General features: G+C 47.5%; 14 protein-coding genes and 2 tRNA genes. 6 read left to right on the top strand and 10 right to left on the bottom strand.

Annotated elements, in window-relative coordinates:
- Positions 1-86: 86 nt before the first annotated feature.
- Genes EKM94_RS05180 through EKM94_RS05170 form a run of 3 tightly spaced genes read left to right on the top strand, consistent with a single transcriptional unit; the run spans position 87 to position 4,451 of the window.
- Positions 87-767, top strand: a complete 681-nt coding sequence (locus tag EKM94_RS05180; protein WP_125598512.1) for a DUF624 domain-containing protein — start codon at positions 87-89, stop codon at positions 765-767.
- Positions 760-3,051: a helix-turn-helix domain-containing protein gene (locus EKM94_RS05175; RefSeq protein ID WP_125598509.1), complete on the top strand. Its 2,292-nt coding sequence runs from the start codon at positions 760-762 to the stop codon at positions 3,049-3,051. The genes EKM94_RS05180 and EKM94_RS05175 overlap by 8 nt, the downstream gene beginning before the upstream one ends.
- Entirely contained in the window at positions 3,051-4,451 is a 1,401-nt protein-coding gene (locus tag EKM94_RS05170) for a glycoside hydrolase family 1 protein (RefSeq protein WP_125598506.1), read from the top strand. Before EKM94_RS05175 ends, EKM94_RS05170 begins: the two co-directional genes overlap by 1 nt.
- A gap of 241 nt (positions 4,452-4,692) precedes the next feature.
- Here EKM94_RS05170 and EKM94_RS05165 read toward each other — a convergent pair.
- The 4 genes from EKM94_RS05165 to EKM94_RS05150 all read right to left on the bottom strand — a co-directional run bounded on the left by EKM94_RS05165 (position 4,693) and on the right by EKM94_RS05150 (position 5,540).
- Positions 4,693-4,765, bottom strand: a tRNA-Gln gene (locus EKM94_RS05165).
- A gap of 5 nt (positions 4,766-4,770) precedes the next feature.
- Positions 4,771-4,842, bottom strand: a tRNA-Glu gene (locus EKM94_RS05160).
- A gap of 181 nt (positions 4,843-5,023) precedes the next feature.
- Positions 5,024-5,221 (bottom strand): hypothetical protein, encoded by a 198-nt coding sequence (locus tag EKM94_RS05155; RefSeq protein WP_125598503.1) that lies wholly within the window; start codon positions 5,219-5,221, stop codon positions 5,024-5,026.
- Complete coding sequence (locus EKM94_RS05150) at positions 5,214-5,540, bottom strand: hypothetical protein (RefSeq protein WP_125598500.1); 327 nt, start codon at positions 5,538-5,540, stop codon at positions 5,214-5,216. Before EKM94_RS05150 ends, EKM94_RS05155 begins: the two co-directional genes overlap by 8 nt.
- Positions 5,541-5,613: 73 nt before the next feature.
- On the opposite strand from EKM94_RS05150, the gene EKM94_RS05145 reads away from it, so the two are divergent.
- A complete protein-coding gene (locus tag EKM94_RS05145; protein ID WP_125598497.1) occupies positions 5,614-6,285 on the top strand; it encodes a histidine phosphatase family protein in 672 nt (223 codons plus the stop codon).
- 34 nt (positions 6,286-6,319) lie between these two features.
- Here EKM94_RS05145 and EKM94_RS05140 read toward each other — a convergent pair whose 3' ends face one another.
- Positions 6,320-6,955: a superoxide dismutase gene (locus tag EKM94_RS05140; RefSeq protein WP_125598494.1), complete on the bottom strand. Its 636-nt coding sequence runs from the start codon at positions 6,953-6,955 to the stop codon at positions 6,320-6,322.
- 298 nt (positions 6,956-7,253) lie between these two features.
- Here EKM94_RS05140 and EKM94_RS05135 point away from each other — a divergent pair, with 298 nt between their 5' ends.
- On the top strand, positions 7,254-7,772 hold the full coding sequence (locus EKM94_RS05135) for a hypothetical protein (RefSeq protein ID WP_125598491.1): 519 nt from the start codon (positions 7,254-7,256) through the stop codon (positions 7,770-7,772).
- A gap of 135 nt (positions 7,773-7,907) precedes the next feature.
- Here EKM94_RS05135 and EKM94_RS05130 read toward each other — a convergent pair whose 3' ends face one another.
- From EKM94_RS05130 to EKM94_RS05120, 3 genes are all read right to left on the bottom strand, one after another.
- Complete coding sequence (locus EKM94_RS05130; protein ID WP_125598488.1) at positions 7,908-9,248, bottom strand: glucose-6-phosphate isomerase; 1,341 nt, start codon at positions 9,246-9,248, stop codon at positions 7,908-7,910.
- Between the two features lie 227 nt (positions 9,249-9,475).
- On the bottom strand, positions 9,476-10,357 hold the full coding sequence (locus EKM94_RS05125; protein ID WP_125598484.1) for a class II fructose-bisphosphate aldolase: 882 nt from the start codon (positions 10,355-10,357) through the stop codon (positions 9,476-9,478).
- 173 nt (positions 10,358-10,530) lie between these two features.
- Entirely contained in the window at positions 10,531-11,163 is a 633-nt protein-coding gene (locus tag EKM94_RS05120; RefSeq protein WP_125598481.1) for a VanZ family protein, read from the bottom strand.
- Between the two features lie 294 nt (positions 11,164-11,457).
- Between EKM94_RS05120 and EKM94_RS05115 the strand changes: the two genes are divergently transcribed.
- Positions 11,458-13,689 (top strand): LTA synthase family protein, encoded by a 2,232-nt coding sequence (locus EKM94_RS05115; protein WP_191987495.1) that lies wholly within the window; start codon positions 11,458-11,460, stop codon positions 13,687-13,689.
- A 261-nt stretch (positions 13,690-13,950) separates the two neighbouring features.
- On the opposite strand, the gene EKM94_RS05110 is transcribed toward EKM94_RS05115, so the two are convergent.
- Positions 13,951-15,465: a sensor histidine kinase gene (locus tag EKM94_RS05110; protein ID WP_125598474.1), complete on the bottom strand. Its 1,515-nt coding sequence runs from the start codon at positions 15,463-15,465 to the stop codon at positions 13,951-13,953.
- Positions 15,465-16,202, bottom strand: a complete 738-nt coding sequence (locus EKM94_RS05105) for a response regulator transcription factor (protein WP_125598471.1) — start codon at positions 16,200-16,202, stop codon at positions 15,465-15,467. The genes EKM94_RS05110 and EKM94_RS05105 overlap by 1 nt, the downstream gene beginning before the upstream one ends.
- Positions 16,203-16,285: the final 83 nt, after the last annotated feature.

The following is a 16,285-nucleotide window of genomic DNA, read 5'->3' as shown; positions in this document are numbered from 1 at the left end:
GCAGCACTTCCCCGCAAACTCATTATAATGGGAGGCGGGAGCCGGCTGACAAACTGGCCAGAACAAAGTAAGGGAGTCTGATCAACATGAAAACAGAACCACGTGGTATCGTCAAACTAACTATCGATCTTGGTTATTTACTCGTCTTTGGCCTCAAGCTACAATTGCTTTGGCTGTGGTTCACGATCCGCGGGTTCGTCGTGTTGGGGTTCTTTCCAGCATTGGCCAGCTGCGCCAAGTTATTGATTCGTCGACTGACACGGACTGACGACTGGCATGACCGTTTCGCCGGTAGTGACGAACGTTTCGCGCCGCTCTATCAAGAATTTCGAAACTTCTATCAAGCATCTTTCTGGGAATTTAATGGTATCAGCTACTTGGGTGCAATTCTAATGGCACTGCTCTTGGTGGACTTCGCGGTCAACCGCAGCTTCTTGCACTCCACTTGGCTCCAGTATGGCTTGATTGTTTTACTAGCGATGACTTTGATTTATTGGTTGTATATTCTCACGATCTACGCCCGCTACCAATTGACCTTCTGGCAATATTTCCGCCAAGCCTGGATCATCTCGATCGCGAAATTCAGCAACACACTAGCAATCGCCCTGGGAATCGTTTTGATCACGGCATTGATTGTCCTCTTCCCAGTTCTCTCGATCATCGCACTGATCCCACTGTACTTGACCCCGTTGATCTGGTTCTCCTACCGTTCCTGCCTTTTCGTCGAGGCCTTCATTAGCCAACAGGATGTGACTAACCTTGATTAAGTGGTTGCGTCAATGGCAACCTAAAAAAATCATCACCATGTACTGGTTTTTCTTTCTTGTGATTTTCTTGATCCCGATCCTGATTCTCAGTGGCAATTGGCTCCGTGAAGAAGTCGCCAATCAAAAACGCATCGTGGCCGCTACCCAGGAACACGCCTTGGATCAAATCACTGACGGCCTAGATAACACCATTGCCCATTTGATCAGCACCGCCAACCAGATCGCACTCGATGATGATTTTTTCGCGGAACCTAATACCCCTGAGGATTTTCACACGATCGAACAGGCGATCCAACGATATAATCTCAGCACCACCCTGATCGATAAAATTTTCATTAACCTTTATCGAAATCCCAACACGCTTTATGCAACGGATGGCACCTATGACACTGACCCAGCAATTCAGACCTATCATCTGTTGGCTCCGCAACTGCAGCCGGCACAAATCACGGCCGCTCTGCACACCAGTACCCCAGAATTGGTCATTACTCCCATCAGCAACCCAAATGGGGCCTTAGAAAGTACGCTTTGCCTGAAAGTTCCGCTGGTGGTACACGATACTGGTCCTAAAGGCACCGTCTTCTTTGTGCTGAACAGCGGCCGCCTACAGGATTGGCTGGCGACCAGCGCCGTTTCAAAGAATCAAGTCTTGGGCATCGCTCAGAACCAGCGCAGTATTTTATTACCTCATGACCAACTAGCTGGCATCTCTTTAGCGGAACTCACTGCAAGTCCGGCTGGCCGGCGTCTGCTGGAAGATAATCATTCGCCAAACCAACCTGTGAAGTTCAAGCGCGACAAAACAACGATTGCGCTCCAAACACGGTCGAGCGATACCGGTTTCTTCAAAGTCGTTTCCTACACACGCCCGGCTGCGCCTAGTCACCCACTGCTGACCTTTCTCAATCATTACTTATGGCTCTTTTGTTTGATCTTGACCTTAGGTGGTCTGTTGATCCATTGGTTCAGCAAACGTCAATACTCGATCATCCGCCAGCTGGAGGCCAGCCTCCCCAAGCCGCTCAGTGATGGCTTGGCCCATTCTGAGGCAGCCCAACTGCAACAATCCTTTGACCGTTATGTGGCCAGTCATCAGGACCTCATTCTCACCTCCAAGAACCAATTACCATTCGTTCAAAATCAGATTCTACAATTGATCCTGAATGGACGTGTGGTGGATCCAGTTATTATCAAACACTTTCTCACCATCGCCGCGATTGAGTTCAAACGTCCCCATTGGATGCTGGTGCTGATCGATGCACCTGTTTCTTGGAAAGATAACAGTTCGCTGGATCCCTTGACCACGCCCGATTTCTCGGCGTACTTCATTTATCAAGTTACCCAAGAACAAGTGGTCATCTTACTCAATTACACCAATGAATTACCGTTGACCAAGCTGACCGCGACGCTGAGGGAGAAAGTGCCGCTGATCGGTCCAGAAACCGCGATTTACCTAAGTCGCTCGCTGGATCAACTCAGCGACCTTCATGAAGCCTATATCGAGGCCATTTCTACCCAGATCACGGCGCATCCGCGGGTGGGTGAAACAGTCACCTATGACACTGCCAACAATCAGACCTTGCTGGGTGAAGATTTATTTGATTTTACCAGTGAACTGAAATTGGATAACAGCCTTATTCAGGGAAATTATCGCAACGCCCAAGAAGCCTTCGAGAAATTGTTCAACCTGGCTAGTCAAAGTTATGATCCTCGGGCCCGCTTCGATTTGGGCATGTCAAACCTAATTACGCGTATCCTCAAGGCTGACTATCAAAAACACGCGGAAGTCAATGATGAGCTCGTTTCGCAACTGTTGATGAATGAATCCCTCAGCCAACTTCACGGGATTTTGCTGAAAACGATCCAGCGGATCACAACCGCTGACCCTACACCAACACCAACGCCCACGCCGGCAGAACAAGGTGAAGCATTAAGGCAATACATCATCGCCAATGTCTGTTCACCAACGCTGTCCTTGGTCGATGTGGCCGATCATTTTGACTTGTCCGTCCCCTACACCAGCCGTTACATCAAGGAGGTGACCGGGAAAACTTTCACCGATTTCGTCACAGAACGGCGGATGACAATGATTCAATACGCCCTAACCACCACTGATCTGCCGATCAAAGCGATTATCGAACAACATGGCTACTATGACGTGGCCAGCTTCACCCGCAAATTCAAAAAACTGACCGGCATCACACCTGGGGCTTATCGCCGCACGCACCAACCGCACCATCGTCCCTTTGAATCCGATCAGACCACGACAGGAGATAAAAGCTGATGCAACTTACTTTTCCAAAGAATTTCTGGTGGGGCGCCGCAACTTCTGGCCCGCAAAGTGAAGGTCGCTTCCATAAACCCCACGCCAATATGTTTGACTACTGGTACGACACCCAACCGCAAGATTTCTATGAGTTCGTCGGTCCAGATACCGCCTCCGACTTCTATCACAGTTTTCGGGCCGATATTCAGTTAATGAAGGCGGCCGGTCTCAACTCATTGCGCACGTCGATCCAATGGAGTCGGCTGATCGCCGATTTTGAAACGGCCACGCCTGATCCGGATGGCGTTCGCTTCTATAACGCGCTGATCGATGAACTCTTAGCCAATCAAATCACCCCGATCATCAACCTCAACCACTTCGACCTGCCGATCGAACTCTATCAACGCTATCACGGCTGGGAGAACAAGCACGTCACCGATCTCTTCGCCGCTTACGCCGAACAATGTTTCAAGCTCTTTGGCGACCGTGTGACCAACTGGTTTACTTTCAACGAGCCGCTGGTGATGGTGGACGGACAATACCTTTCGCAATACCAATATCCCAAACTGGTTGATGGTCACAAGGCCGTTCAGGTTGCCTATAATCTCTCCTTGGCCTCGGCCAAAGCCATAGCCAAATACCGCCAACTGGACCAGCACAATCAAGGTAAAATTGGGATCATCCTTAATCTGGCGCCGATCTATCCGGCAACGCAGGAACCAGCCGATCTAGCAGCGGCGCACATGGCCGATTTATGGGTCAATCAGCTTTTCCTCGGTCCAGCAATCAAAGGTCAATTTGCGCCTGAGCTGGTGGCAATGCTGCGCCAAGACGGGGTGTTGTGGGAGAGCACACCTGATGAACTCGCCCTGATCCAGGCACAAACCATTGACCAACTGGGCGTTAATTATTACCAACCTTTACGCGTGCAACGCCCGGATGTTTCTCCCGATAGCCTGATGGCCTGGCGCCCCAGCAAATATTATCGCGGCTACCAACTGCCTGGGCGCGTGATGAACTTGGATAAAGGCTGGGAAATTTATCCCCGCGGTCTTTATGACATCGCCATCACGATTCGCGACCAATATGACAATATTCCTTGGTACGTCTCCGAGAATGGCATCGGCGTCCATCAGGAAGAGCGTTTTCTTGATGCGGAAGGCCTGATCAACGACGCGTATCGCATCAAATTCATGGCACAACATTTGGCCTACCTTCATCAAGGCATCGCGGCAGGCACCAATTGCCACGGTTACCATGTTTGGACTCCGATCGACTGCTGGTCGTGGGCCAATGCTTATCGCAATCGCTATGGCCTGATTCGCAACGAGATCCATACCCAAACCAAAACCTTGAAGCGCTCAGCCTACTGGTTCCACGACCTCAGCCAGAATAACGGCTTTAGTTTGGACCAATAAGTTCGCGATCACGCCCAACCCAGACCACAGGCGCCAAAACGCAATAAAAAAGCCGGCTAGTGGCCGACTGGCAGTTTATGGGCCTAAAAATTTTAATTAACCCAATTCCATACCGGAAGCAAACCATCGTTCCATAAACAGGGTTTGCTTTTTTACTTCTACCAAGGAAAACATTGCCCCTGCGCCAAAAGCTGCGCAACAAAAAAAGCCTATCCAGAGATAGACTTTCGTGATAACAATATTGGGATACTTGGGTTCGAACCAAGAAATTATGGATTCAGAGTCCACCGCCTTACCAATTTGGCTATATCCCAATGAATCACCCGTACGGGAATTGAACCCGTAACTCCACCTTGAGAGGGTGGCGTCTTAACCATTTGACCAACGGGCAATTAAAAAGCACAAGTAATAGTTTAGCGTATCTAAATATGAACGTCAAGCCTTTTTTAGTTTTTACAGTCAGCCTTTTTAGTTTTTATCTTGGCCCGCGTTCAACCATGCAAATCTTGTTCCGGTTGCTTGCAAGTAACGCGTGACTGCAGCGAACTGCACCCACAAGGTCCATTGCGTCCTTATCGTCCCCGGTGGGTCAAGAGCGCCTGCCAGATCGTCCAAATCAAAAGGACGATTGTGACGCCGCCGCTGACAGCAACAAAATAGCGCAGGACCGGCAAGTTAAAGCCCAATTCCATGAAACGCAAAACTAAAGTCAACACCGCAAAGCCAGTCGTTTGGCTGACCCGATCACCAAATAGATGCCATCTATTCAAAGGAGAACTCCACCAAGTTCAAGTGGCGATCGGTCAAGTGCGAGCTGGTAAACCAGACTTGGTCGTAAGATTCGGACTTGGCCTCGGCTGTTTGCGCAAACAGTTGCTGGAGTATGGCCTGATTTTCTTTAACGAATTCTGGGGTCAGTCGAAACACATGTAACCGCATGGATGGGAAGAACACGTCGTCCCCAGGCACCGGTAAATTGTCCGCGAAAGCAAAAGTAATTTGATTAATATAAACACGGGGCTCGCGTACAACGCCTGAATTGGTTAAAATGAAGTTAATGATTGCTTTAACAATTTCTTTTTCTGTCATCTTTCAAGCCACACTTTCCTATTAGTCTTATTTTAACATACTTGCTTAGCTAAAAATCAGTGGAGGTCCCAAAATGAAAAACTTGATTCTTGTTCGTCACGGTCAAACAGAACTTAACGCTCAAAACAAACTTCAGGGCTGGATCGATGCCCCGCTGACAACACGAGGACGGGAAACGGCCAAAGAATTACGGCAGGTCCTAGAACCGATCAAATTAACGGCCGCCTACACCAGCGACCGCGAAAGAGCCGAAGATACGGCCAGTTTGATTTTGGCTCACCGTTTCCCGGAAGTCCCGATCACAACAGAGCCGCTCTTGCGGGAGTATTATTTCGGGGCCTTGGAAGGCCAAGACGAAGGTGAGATCCTGCGCCACTTTCTGCGGAAATTTGGCCTGCGCCAGACCTTGAACTGTACCCGCCGCGGCTCAGGCTTCCCGCAGCTGGTGCGCGGGTTCGCCGCCCTAGATAACACCAAACAAGCCGAGACGTATCCCGACTTCAAGGCGCGTGCCCAACAATTATTGGACACCTATGCGACGAACCCAAGCGATGGCAATGTTTTGGTTGTCGCCCACGGACTCCTGCTGAGTATGATGATCCATTTGTTGGCCCCGCAGGAATTGCCAGCCTTCTTGCTGAAAAACACCAGTGTTTCGATTCTTACCAAAGACGCGGCCGGCTTCCAGGTCCGCGCCGTCAACTTGACTGATCCCGCGACAATTCAGACCCTGCTACGCGCCTAAAGCGCCCAGGTTTGGCTTGACCAGCCTGCTTGCTTTAGTAAATTATATGCTGAACGCGGGTGGGATCTAGCCATAAGCGTTGGACGAATTTCCAATCAATGATCTGCCAGAGGTTTTCCAGGTAAATCGCGCGTTGCTGGTGATATTGCAAATAGTAGGCATGCTCCCACAGGTCGAGACCCAGTACCGGATGCCAACCGGAACTCAGCGGATTATCCTGATTGGCGGTCGTCAATATTTGTAAATGACCCAGTTCATCTTGCGCCAGCCAAACCCAACCAGAACCGAAGCGGCCTAGGCCAGCAGTGATGATTTGTTCTTTTAACTGTGACCAGCCACCAAATTGCTGTTGAATCACCGTGGTCAATTCGGCTGGTTTGTTCGTGACGCCTCCTGGTTGCAGCATCTGCCAGAATAACGTGTGATTCAAATGACCTCCGCCATTGTTGCGGACAAGTTCACGAATCGAAACCGGTAGCGCCGAAAGATCCAGCAGCAACTCCGGCAGCGAGCGCGTCGCCCAGATCCCGCCAACCTTGGCAATGGCCTGGTTCAGATTATTAACATAGGCAGCGTGATGACGATCATGGTGAAGCTGCATCGTTTCCCGGTCGACCACCGGTTCTAGAGCTGCGTACGCGTAAGGTAACGGCGCCAATTGAAATTTCATATTATTTCCTCCTTTTGATAACCATAAGCAAATATTATCGAATCAAATCAGTCGTCGCAATCTTTTTGCTTGTGCGTTATTATTGAAGATTCGGAAATCATAGGTACACGCCAGCTGGCTTAACCCAGAATCCACGTTTAAAGCCATTATCTAAAAATACTTGGACAAGAAGTCGTAAATACCTTTCAATAAAAACTAATCACGTTATAATGTAGTTAAGGGCTCCGAACGAACGAAAAACTGACAACACAACACGGAACCACATGAGTTAAGATTATTAGGCTGAGGATTAATAAAAATGGGCATATTTACAAATCTATTTAAAAAACAACCAAAATCAAAACGAGACGGTCCCACTACCGGACCAGATTCAACTGCTGAGAAAACAAGTACCACCGCCAAGCAGAATTATTTAGAACGCCAAGAAATATTGAATTCTCTGACTACGGAGAATGTGGAGAATCGACGAGCTTGGTTGCAGGAGCAGGAACGTCAAAAGGCAGAAATTCGGCGTCCTTTGGTGACAGCGGAAAGATTGACCAATGATGGCTATTGCGCCGAATCACAGGATCTGCTCTTGCCATTATTGGAGAACATTCCTGCTGAGCACTCATATATGCGCGGCGTGATCACTGAGCGGATTGCGGCTAATTATCACCAAATGCGGCAGTATCGCAATGAAGTCGCCCTATTGCAGGACTTCATCGACAATCAGAAAGACAATAGTCAATATCGGCAATATCAACGGAAGTTCCTGCGTGCCATTGAGCGGGCAGAACACATGGAAAAAACCGGTAAGATCAACGATCATTTGTAGAAAATAAAAAAATCTGTTTCCAGCCGCTCAAAAGCGCAGGAAACAGATTTTTTTGATTAAATTCAGTCAAGCGCAGCGGTCAGATTAATGGTAAAAGCTAACGCCAGCGTCCACTGCTCGCCGGACGCAGCCGTCTTACAGGCGTTCGTTCAATTCCTTGCCTAACGCTTCAAAGCCTGGCTTGCCTAATAAGGCGAACATGTTCTTCTTGTAAGCTTCCACACCTGGTTGGTTGAATGGGTTGATTCCGTTCAAGTAGCCAGAAATGCCAATGGCAATTTCAAAGAAGTAGATCATGTAGCCTAACGTGTATTCATCTTGCTTAGGAATATTGACAGTCATGACCGGAACACCACCATCAGTATGCGCCAAGACAACGCCCTTATAAGCCTTGTCATTGACATAGTCCATTGACTTGCCTTCCAAATAGCCTAAACCATCCAGGTCCTTTTCTTCAGAAGGAATCTGAACATCAGCCCGAGGTGCGTCAACTTTGACGACGGTTTCCATCAGGTTGCGGCGACCTTCTTGAATATATTGACCCAATGAGTGCAAGTCCGTTGAGAAGTTTGCGGATGATGGGTAGATGCCCTTCTGATCCTTACCTTCTGATTCGCCGGCTAATTGCTTCCACCATTCACCAAAGTATTGCAAAGTTGGTTCATAGTTTTCGAGCAATTCAGTTGTGAAGCCCTTGCGGTACAAAATATTCCGTAAGGCCGCATATTGGTACGCTTCGTTCTTGGTCAAATCAGGATCGTTGTATTCACTGCGCGCGTCAGCAGCACCTTGCATCAAGGCGTCAATATCAGCACCAGCAACGGCGATCGGCAACAAGCCAACTGCAGAAAGAACGGAGAAACGTCCGCCGATATCATCAGGCACAACGAATTCTTCGTAGCCTTCTGTATCGGATTCAGACTTCAAAGCCCCTTTAGCGCGATCAGTCGTGGCATAGATCCGACCTTTGGCGCCTTCGCGACCATATTTTGCGACTAATTTTTCCTTCAAGACCCGGAAAGCAATCGAAGGTTCTGTGGTCGTCCCTGACTTGGAGATCACATTGATACTGAAATCGCGGTCGCCGATCAAAGCGACCACATCAGCCAAATAATTAGGGCTGATTGAGTTCCCAGCAAATAGAATTTGCGGGCCCTTGCGATCAGGCGCCATGTTATAGAAAGTGCTGTTCAAGAAATCGATCGCAGCGCGCGCGCCTAAGTATGAACCACCAATACCGATCGCCACGAACACTTCTGAGTCGCCTTGGATCTTCTTAGCAGCAGCCTTGATGCGAGCAAACTCGTCCTTATCGTAATCAACTGGTAAGTCAATGAAGCCACGGAAATCAGCGCCTGCACCAGTGCCTTGACGTAACTCTGTGTCAGCCGCGGTCACCATCGCTTGCATTTCACCTAATTCATTTTCGTGAACGAAAGGTGTTAATTTACTACTATCAAAAGAAATATGTGCCATTGATCTGATCCTCCTAGAAATAAAAAGTAAGTGACTTTTCACTTGTTAACTTTAGCCTTTTTTATCAATAATTGCAAGGTTATTGGCTATTGGTCTAGTCAAGTGATTTTCCCACAAAATCAAGCCTGACCGGGCTTTCAACCAAAAAGAAACTGAGGAAGTTGGCTAACCACCCCAGTTTCACTTGTTTGGACCGCGCTCACAAAGCCGCTGTCCACTTATTTAAATTATAATTCTTCAGGAACCAATTTGATTGGACGAGTACCCATCCAGTCGATGATCTCTTCAACAGTATCCTTGATTGCTTCAGTACCAGGTGCTAATAACTTACGAGGATCAAAGCCTTTACCTTCTTGATCCTTGCCAGCTAAGATATATTCACGAGTTGCTTTAGCAAATGCTAATTGGCATTCAGTGTTGATGTTCAATTTGGCAACACCCATTGAGATCGCCTTTTCAACTTGGTCTTGAGGGATGCCAGAGCCGCCATGCAATACCAAAGGAATTGAGATGACGTCAGCTAATTCTTGCAAACGATCAAAGTGTAAACCAGTCCAGTTAGCTGGGTATTGGCCGTGGATATTGCCGATCCCTGCTGCCAAGAAGTCGATCCCAGTTGCAGCTAATTGCTTAGCTTCTTCAACGTCAGCTAATTCGCCTTCGCCAACGATACCGTCTTCTTCGCCACCGATCGAACCAACTTCTGCTTCGACAGAGATGCCTTTAGCATGAGCCAATTCAACGATTTCCTTGGTCTTCTCCAAGTTCTCAGCAAATGGTAAGTCATGACCATCGAACATAACTGAGTTGTAACCAGCAGCGATGGCTTCTTTAGCTGCTTCGTAGTTACCATGATCAAGATGGATAATAACAGGAACAGTAATTGCCATGCTCTTAACTGTTGCAGCAATCAATTGTTGGCAAAGTTCATAGCCACCCATATATTTTGCAGCACCCATTGATGTTTGGATCAAAACGGGCACATTCTTTTCTTGGGCTGCGGACAAGATTGCGCGAGTCCATTCCAAGTTGTTTGTGTTGAACGCACCTACTGCATAATGACCCTTACGTGCAGCGGCAAAAATTTCTGTACCATGTACTAATGACATTGATGAATCCTCCTGTGTGTGTAAATTATAATTTTACCTACATTGTTACTTTATCATTTTTTGAGATAAAATGGTAATATTTTGAAAGAAATTTTGCTGATTTAGCAATATTTCAGAAAATAGCTATTTCTGCAAATGCGAGCTGACTTACTCACAGCTCAATGTCAGCGATTTCATGTGGTGATAACTTTTTTTCGCCGGATTCGTCGCGGAATCAACACCAAATAGATGATGTAACCCAGCAAAGCCCCCACCGTGTTAAAAATCACGTCATCAATGTCGCTCACACCGGTTGCTAAGAAGAATTGGATCGTTTCAATCAACACCGAGAGAAGCGCGCCTGTGATCACCGTCGACATTAGCCCGCTTCGACGCTGATGGACCAGGGGCCACATCAAGCCAAAAGGAATGAACCAAAGAATATTTCCATAGAAATTGTACAGGAAATCAAGTTTTGACTGTGCATATTGCAATTTCAGCGTTTCCGTCAAGACCGTCCAATTGATCAACGCTGGAGATCGATTCCAATAGATCTTGATTTGCCACGGGAAATAGATGCCGCGAAAGACGGTCAGCGCCAACAGCAAAAGCAGATAGAATAAAAACGCCGCCCGCAATAATTCCGGTCCCCATCGCCAAGGACGTCCCGTCAGCTTCAGATACAACACCCGCAAGATCATGAAAATGATGAAATACAAAATCGTTTTATCTAAACTATAAAATACCAATTTAACCAACGGAAAATGATTGATCCGATCCGCATAGTGCGCAACCACGATCCGATACAGCGGCCCTAAAAAATACATGGCATTACCTCTTCCCACCGAAATGCTTCAAGCTTAGTTTACCAGAAAGTCGCGTCACCGGTTTGTTTTTGTGACATTTTAAAGAAATTGCTAAACATTGCCCATTGGCGCGATCACCACGACGCCCCGTTGGCCGCCGATCAGTCCCCACCTCATCGGCGCGCAAACTTATTTAAAGTTTAACTGATGACCACAAATCCATGCTCATCAAGGCTTGCGGCAGCGTCGCTTTCAGAACACGATTCGGGATAAATTGCTTATTAGGGTCAAAACATTGTAGAATAAAGACATTCTATGTGTGAGGTTTTATCATTGAAAAAATTGCCCCTTAAGCGTTGGCTGCAAACGCGACTCGGCTTCTTTTCTCTTTTGACTATCCTGATCTGGGTCAAAACAGTTGCCAGTTATTATCTTGGCTTTTCACTAGGCGCCAGCGATCCGCTTCAACATTTATTAATGATTTTCAATCCCATTGGAACCACGATCCTCTTACTATCATTCGGCTTTTACATCAAGCGTCCCCGTTTAAGCTATTGGGTCATGTACGGCATTTATGTCCTCGATAGTATCCTGCTACTGGCCAATGTTATTTACTATCGCCAATTCACGGACTTTCTAACGATCAATACCATCGCCGGCGTCGGGAAAGTGACCAACGGCTTAGGCAAAAGTATCAATTCGATTCTAACCTGGCCTGACCTCTTCTTGATTCTTGACATGATTGTGATCTTGATTGCCTTGCTACGCGGCTGGATCAAGATCGATCAACGGCAATATAGCACCGTCAAGGCTTTCACCTTGACCTCTCTGGGGGCCTTTATCTTCCTGCTCAATTTGACCCTCAGTGAATCCAATCGGCCGCAATTGCTGACACGAACTTTTGACCGAAACTACATCGTCAAATATCTGGGCTTGAATACCTTCATGGTCTACGATGGCGTCAAAACAGCCCAGAACAACCAGATCCGCGCCTCGGCGGACGGCACCGACATCAACGAAGTCTTGAACTATAACAGTAGCCACCAGGCAGCCCCGAATGCCGCCTACTTTGGCAAGGCCCAGGGCAAAAACGTGATCATTATTCATCTGGAAAGCTTCCAACAATTTCTGCTAGACTTCAAGGTCAACGGCCAAGAGGTCACCCCGTTCCTCAATCAGCTGTATCACGATCAGAATTCCTTGAGCTTCAGTAATTTCTTCCATCAAGTAGGTCAAGGGAAAACTTCTGACGCCGAAAATATGTTAGAAAATAGTGTTTTCGGACTACCACAAGGATCGGCGTTCACCTCCCTGGGCACAGACAACACTTTCCAGGCCGCGCCAGCGATTCTGCAACAAACAGACGGTTATAGCAGTGCCGTTTTCCACGGTAATGTGGGTAGCTTCTGGAACCGTAATCATACCTATAAGAATCTCGGTTATGATTACTTCTTCGACTCAAGCTATTTCAATTCCAGTGCCGATGCGAATATCGGCTACGGTTTGAAAGATAAACTGTTTTTTGCCGAGAGCGTCAAATACTTGGAGCGCCTGCAACAACCTTTCTATACGAAATTCATTACGGTGACCAACCATTTTCCTTTCGATTTGGCCAAGGCTGATACCGACTTTGAAGTTCCTGACACGGCCAACAGTTCCGTTAACAACTATTTCCAGACCGCCCACTATCTTGATCAGGCGGTGGAAGAATTCTTCGATTACTTGGATCGTTCCGGTTTGGCCAAGAATTCCCTGGTCATGCTTTATGGCGACCACTATGGCCTCTCCAATACCGACAACAAGGCGTTAGCGACCTTACTGGATCCTGATAAAGAAGAATGGACCGCCTTTGACAACGCGCAATTACAGCGGGTGCCATTGATCATCCACATGCCCGGTTTGAAGGGTGGCATCAAAGATACTTATGGCGGTGAAATCGACGTGCTACCAACACTTCTCCACTTACTGGGCGTCAAAACAACCAATTATATTCAATTCGGTCAAGATTTACTTTCTAAAGATCATCAACAAATCGTCGCCTTTCGAAATAATAATTTTATCACCAAGCAATACACCGTCCTCGGCGGTAAGGGCGCCAAAAGTAGTGTCTATGATAACGCCACGGGACAACTGTTGACTGAACTGACTGACACGCAAACGAAAGCGATCGATCAGGACCAAGACAAGGTGGATCAAGCCCTGTCACTGTCCGACTCGTTGAATTATAAGAACCTTCTCCGCTTTTATACACCGACTGGCTTCCGACCCGTTGATCCTACTAAATTTGATTATTTAGACGAAATCAACGCCTTGATCCAGCAACAAGATAAATTAGGCGATCAATCAACCTCCCTTTATAGCCAAACTGGTCACACTACTACTAAAATGTACAAAACCGACGCACCAGAGCTGACTGACCCTGAAAATGATATTGAAGAATTTCCCGAGATCGATACCACCAAGAAGGGTGCCCAAAGTAGCACTAGCTCAAAGCAAACTTCCAAAAGTAGCTCCAGTCAGACGAAAAACGCCAGCAAGTCCAACTAAGCCAGGCGCAAGTAGGCACGTTCTCGACTGAGGTTAAACGCAAAGAGCTGGGGTGGCAACACGTTTCAAAAAAGAGTGAGAGCCTCCCCGAGTAGCCCCTGAGCATTAACCTAGCCAGGATTTTGGAGGCGGGGCTTGGCCTCCAGAAGCCTGGCGTAGTTAAGCGCAAGGAGCTGGGGTGGCGAACACATTTCAAAAAAAAGAGCGTGGTTCTTCAGAAGTAAACTTCTGAGAATCACGCTCCTTTGCGCTATCAATCGATCAATTATCTTTAGGCTTGATTGTCTTCCTCTCGGCCGTGATCGCTTTTTCTTTGGCCGTGGCCTCATCAGGGAAGAATACCGTGAAAGTCGACCCCTGATGCAACGCCGAAGTCACCGAAACCGTGCCATAGTGTTGTTCCACCAGCGAATGGACGATGGCTAAGCCCAGCCCCGACTCGCCATATTTGGTGTTCTTGCGTGAAGGATCCGCTTTATAGTACCGCTCCCAGATATTCTGCAGTTGATCATCACTCATGCCGATGCCATTATCACTGATGACAATCTTCACACCATGATCAACGCTGGTAATGCTCAGGGTAACTTGCCCCTTGGTCGTAAACTGGATCGCGTTTTGACTGATATTGAAAACAACTTGGACGAAGCGATCATAATCCGCGAAAACCGTCACCGGCTCCTGACTGGTCAAAAGTAACTGGTCACCAGCCGCCTCCGCCTTCTGTTGCAGCTGACTGACGATATTACTTAACGCCTCAGTCCCATTGAAGGTTCGTTTGTTCAAGACGATCTGATTGTTCCTGATCTTCTCGTAGTCCAAGTTCTCGTTGACCAGTCGAATCAGGCGCTTGGTTTCATTTTGCATCAGTGTAATGCTCTTGTCCTTGGCCTCTTCAGGGATCGCGTCGTAAGCCAAGCCTTCCAAAAGCCCATTGATCGTAGTCAACGGTGTCCGCATTTCATGAGCCGCATTGGCCATAAATTGCTTGCGTCGTTCTTCTTGGCGGGCAATTTCTTTATTGGATTCATCTAAAGAATGAACCATTAAGTTGAAATCATTGGCCAGATCGTCGATTTCGTCGCGGCCGCGCGACACCAACTCCACGTCGAAATTACCATCAGCCACGGCCCGCGTCGCTGACCGCAATCGGTTGATCCGACGCACATAGAAATGCGCCAGCAGGAAGCTTAGCCCCAGCGCCACCAACAACGAAAGCAACAGTGCCGTAAACAGATTCTTTTCCATTTCCTGCACCGTTGACCTGATCTTGGTCACCTTGGAGGCAATAAACATCGCGCCAACAAACTTCTTATTGCTATCAAACCAAGGATAGATCACATAAGTCAACTCGGCGCCATTGCCTAGGGCAGGTCCCTGGGTACCACTCGCACGATTGGTTTGCTTGCGCACGCTTTTACCAGACTTCAACGTTTTCCAAACGCTGCTGGAAAGCGACGGTTGATTACCCTTGCTGACGGAGTAGCTGGGGTAGATCTGCTCATTGTCTGCATTATAAACAGCGTAAACCACTGCGTCACTGCGCAACACCATTTGGACCTCATCCAAGAAGTCCGTGGAAATCGCCGTATATTCGCCAGTACGTTTATCCTTAGTTGTGAAAAGATCGCCAAAATTACGAGCGTAACCTTCCAACTGAACCCAGGTGGTCTCGTAAGCTTGGCGATTATTGTAATTAATGACGGCCGCGCTAACAATCAAGAGTGTGGTCAGAATCACCACAAAAAAGCCAATCATTTGTTGATAAATAAGTTTCATTAACGACCTGCTTCCGAATCATCGAATTTATAACCGACGCCCCAAACAGTTTGGATCACCTGTGGCCCCACTTTCTCAATTTTTTGTCGTAATTTCTTGATGTGTGCATCAACTGTCCGTTCATCACCGTAATACTCGTAATCCCAGACTAATTCCAACAATTGTTCACGTGAGAAAACTTGCCGCGGTTTCTTGGCCAGGGTCTTCAACAAATCGAATTCCTTTGGCGTCAACCCCTGGATCTCCTTACCATTCAAGAAGGCTTCTCGGGTCTTCGAGCTTAGTTTGAAATTATCCGTAGTCACATCGAATTGGCTTTGATTGACGTCCACGTCACCATCGCCATCGGCCGCTGTGTGACCATTGTTTAAGTCCGCCCGCCGATGGATCGCTTTGATCCGTGCGATCAAGGTAATCGGACTAAACGGCTTCGTCACATAATCATCGGCGCCCAACTCTAAGCCAAGAACCTGATCACTTTCACTATCCCGCGCCGTCAACATAATAATAGGCACGGTCTTTGAAATCTCGCGAATCTCCTTGGCAACCTGCATGCCATCCTTACCAGGTAAATTGAGATCCAGCGTAATCATGTCCCAGCTTTCTGGGTCACTCTTGAACTTGTCCATGGCTTCGTTGCCATCGTAAGCGAAATCCACGTCCCATTTCTCTTTCTGGAAAAACATCCCCATCATTTCAGAAACTGACGTATTATCTTCGACCATCAATAATTTCATAAAAGCTTGCACATCCCCGTTTGATAAGTATTATAACGATAAAACGCCGTGAAAAAAGCAAATTCACTTAAAAAACCGACATT

Source organism: Lapidilactobacillus achengensis, assembly GCF_003946655.1.
GTDB classification, from domain to species: Bacteria; Bacillota; Bacilli; order Lactobacillales; family Lactobacillaceae; genus Lapidilactobacillus; species Lapidilactobacillus achengensis.
Note: the sequence above shows the minus strand (reverse complement) of the source record. Positions and strands in the feature narration are given on the sequence as shown.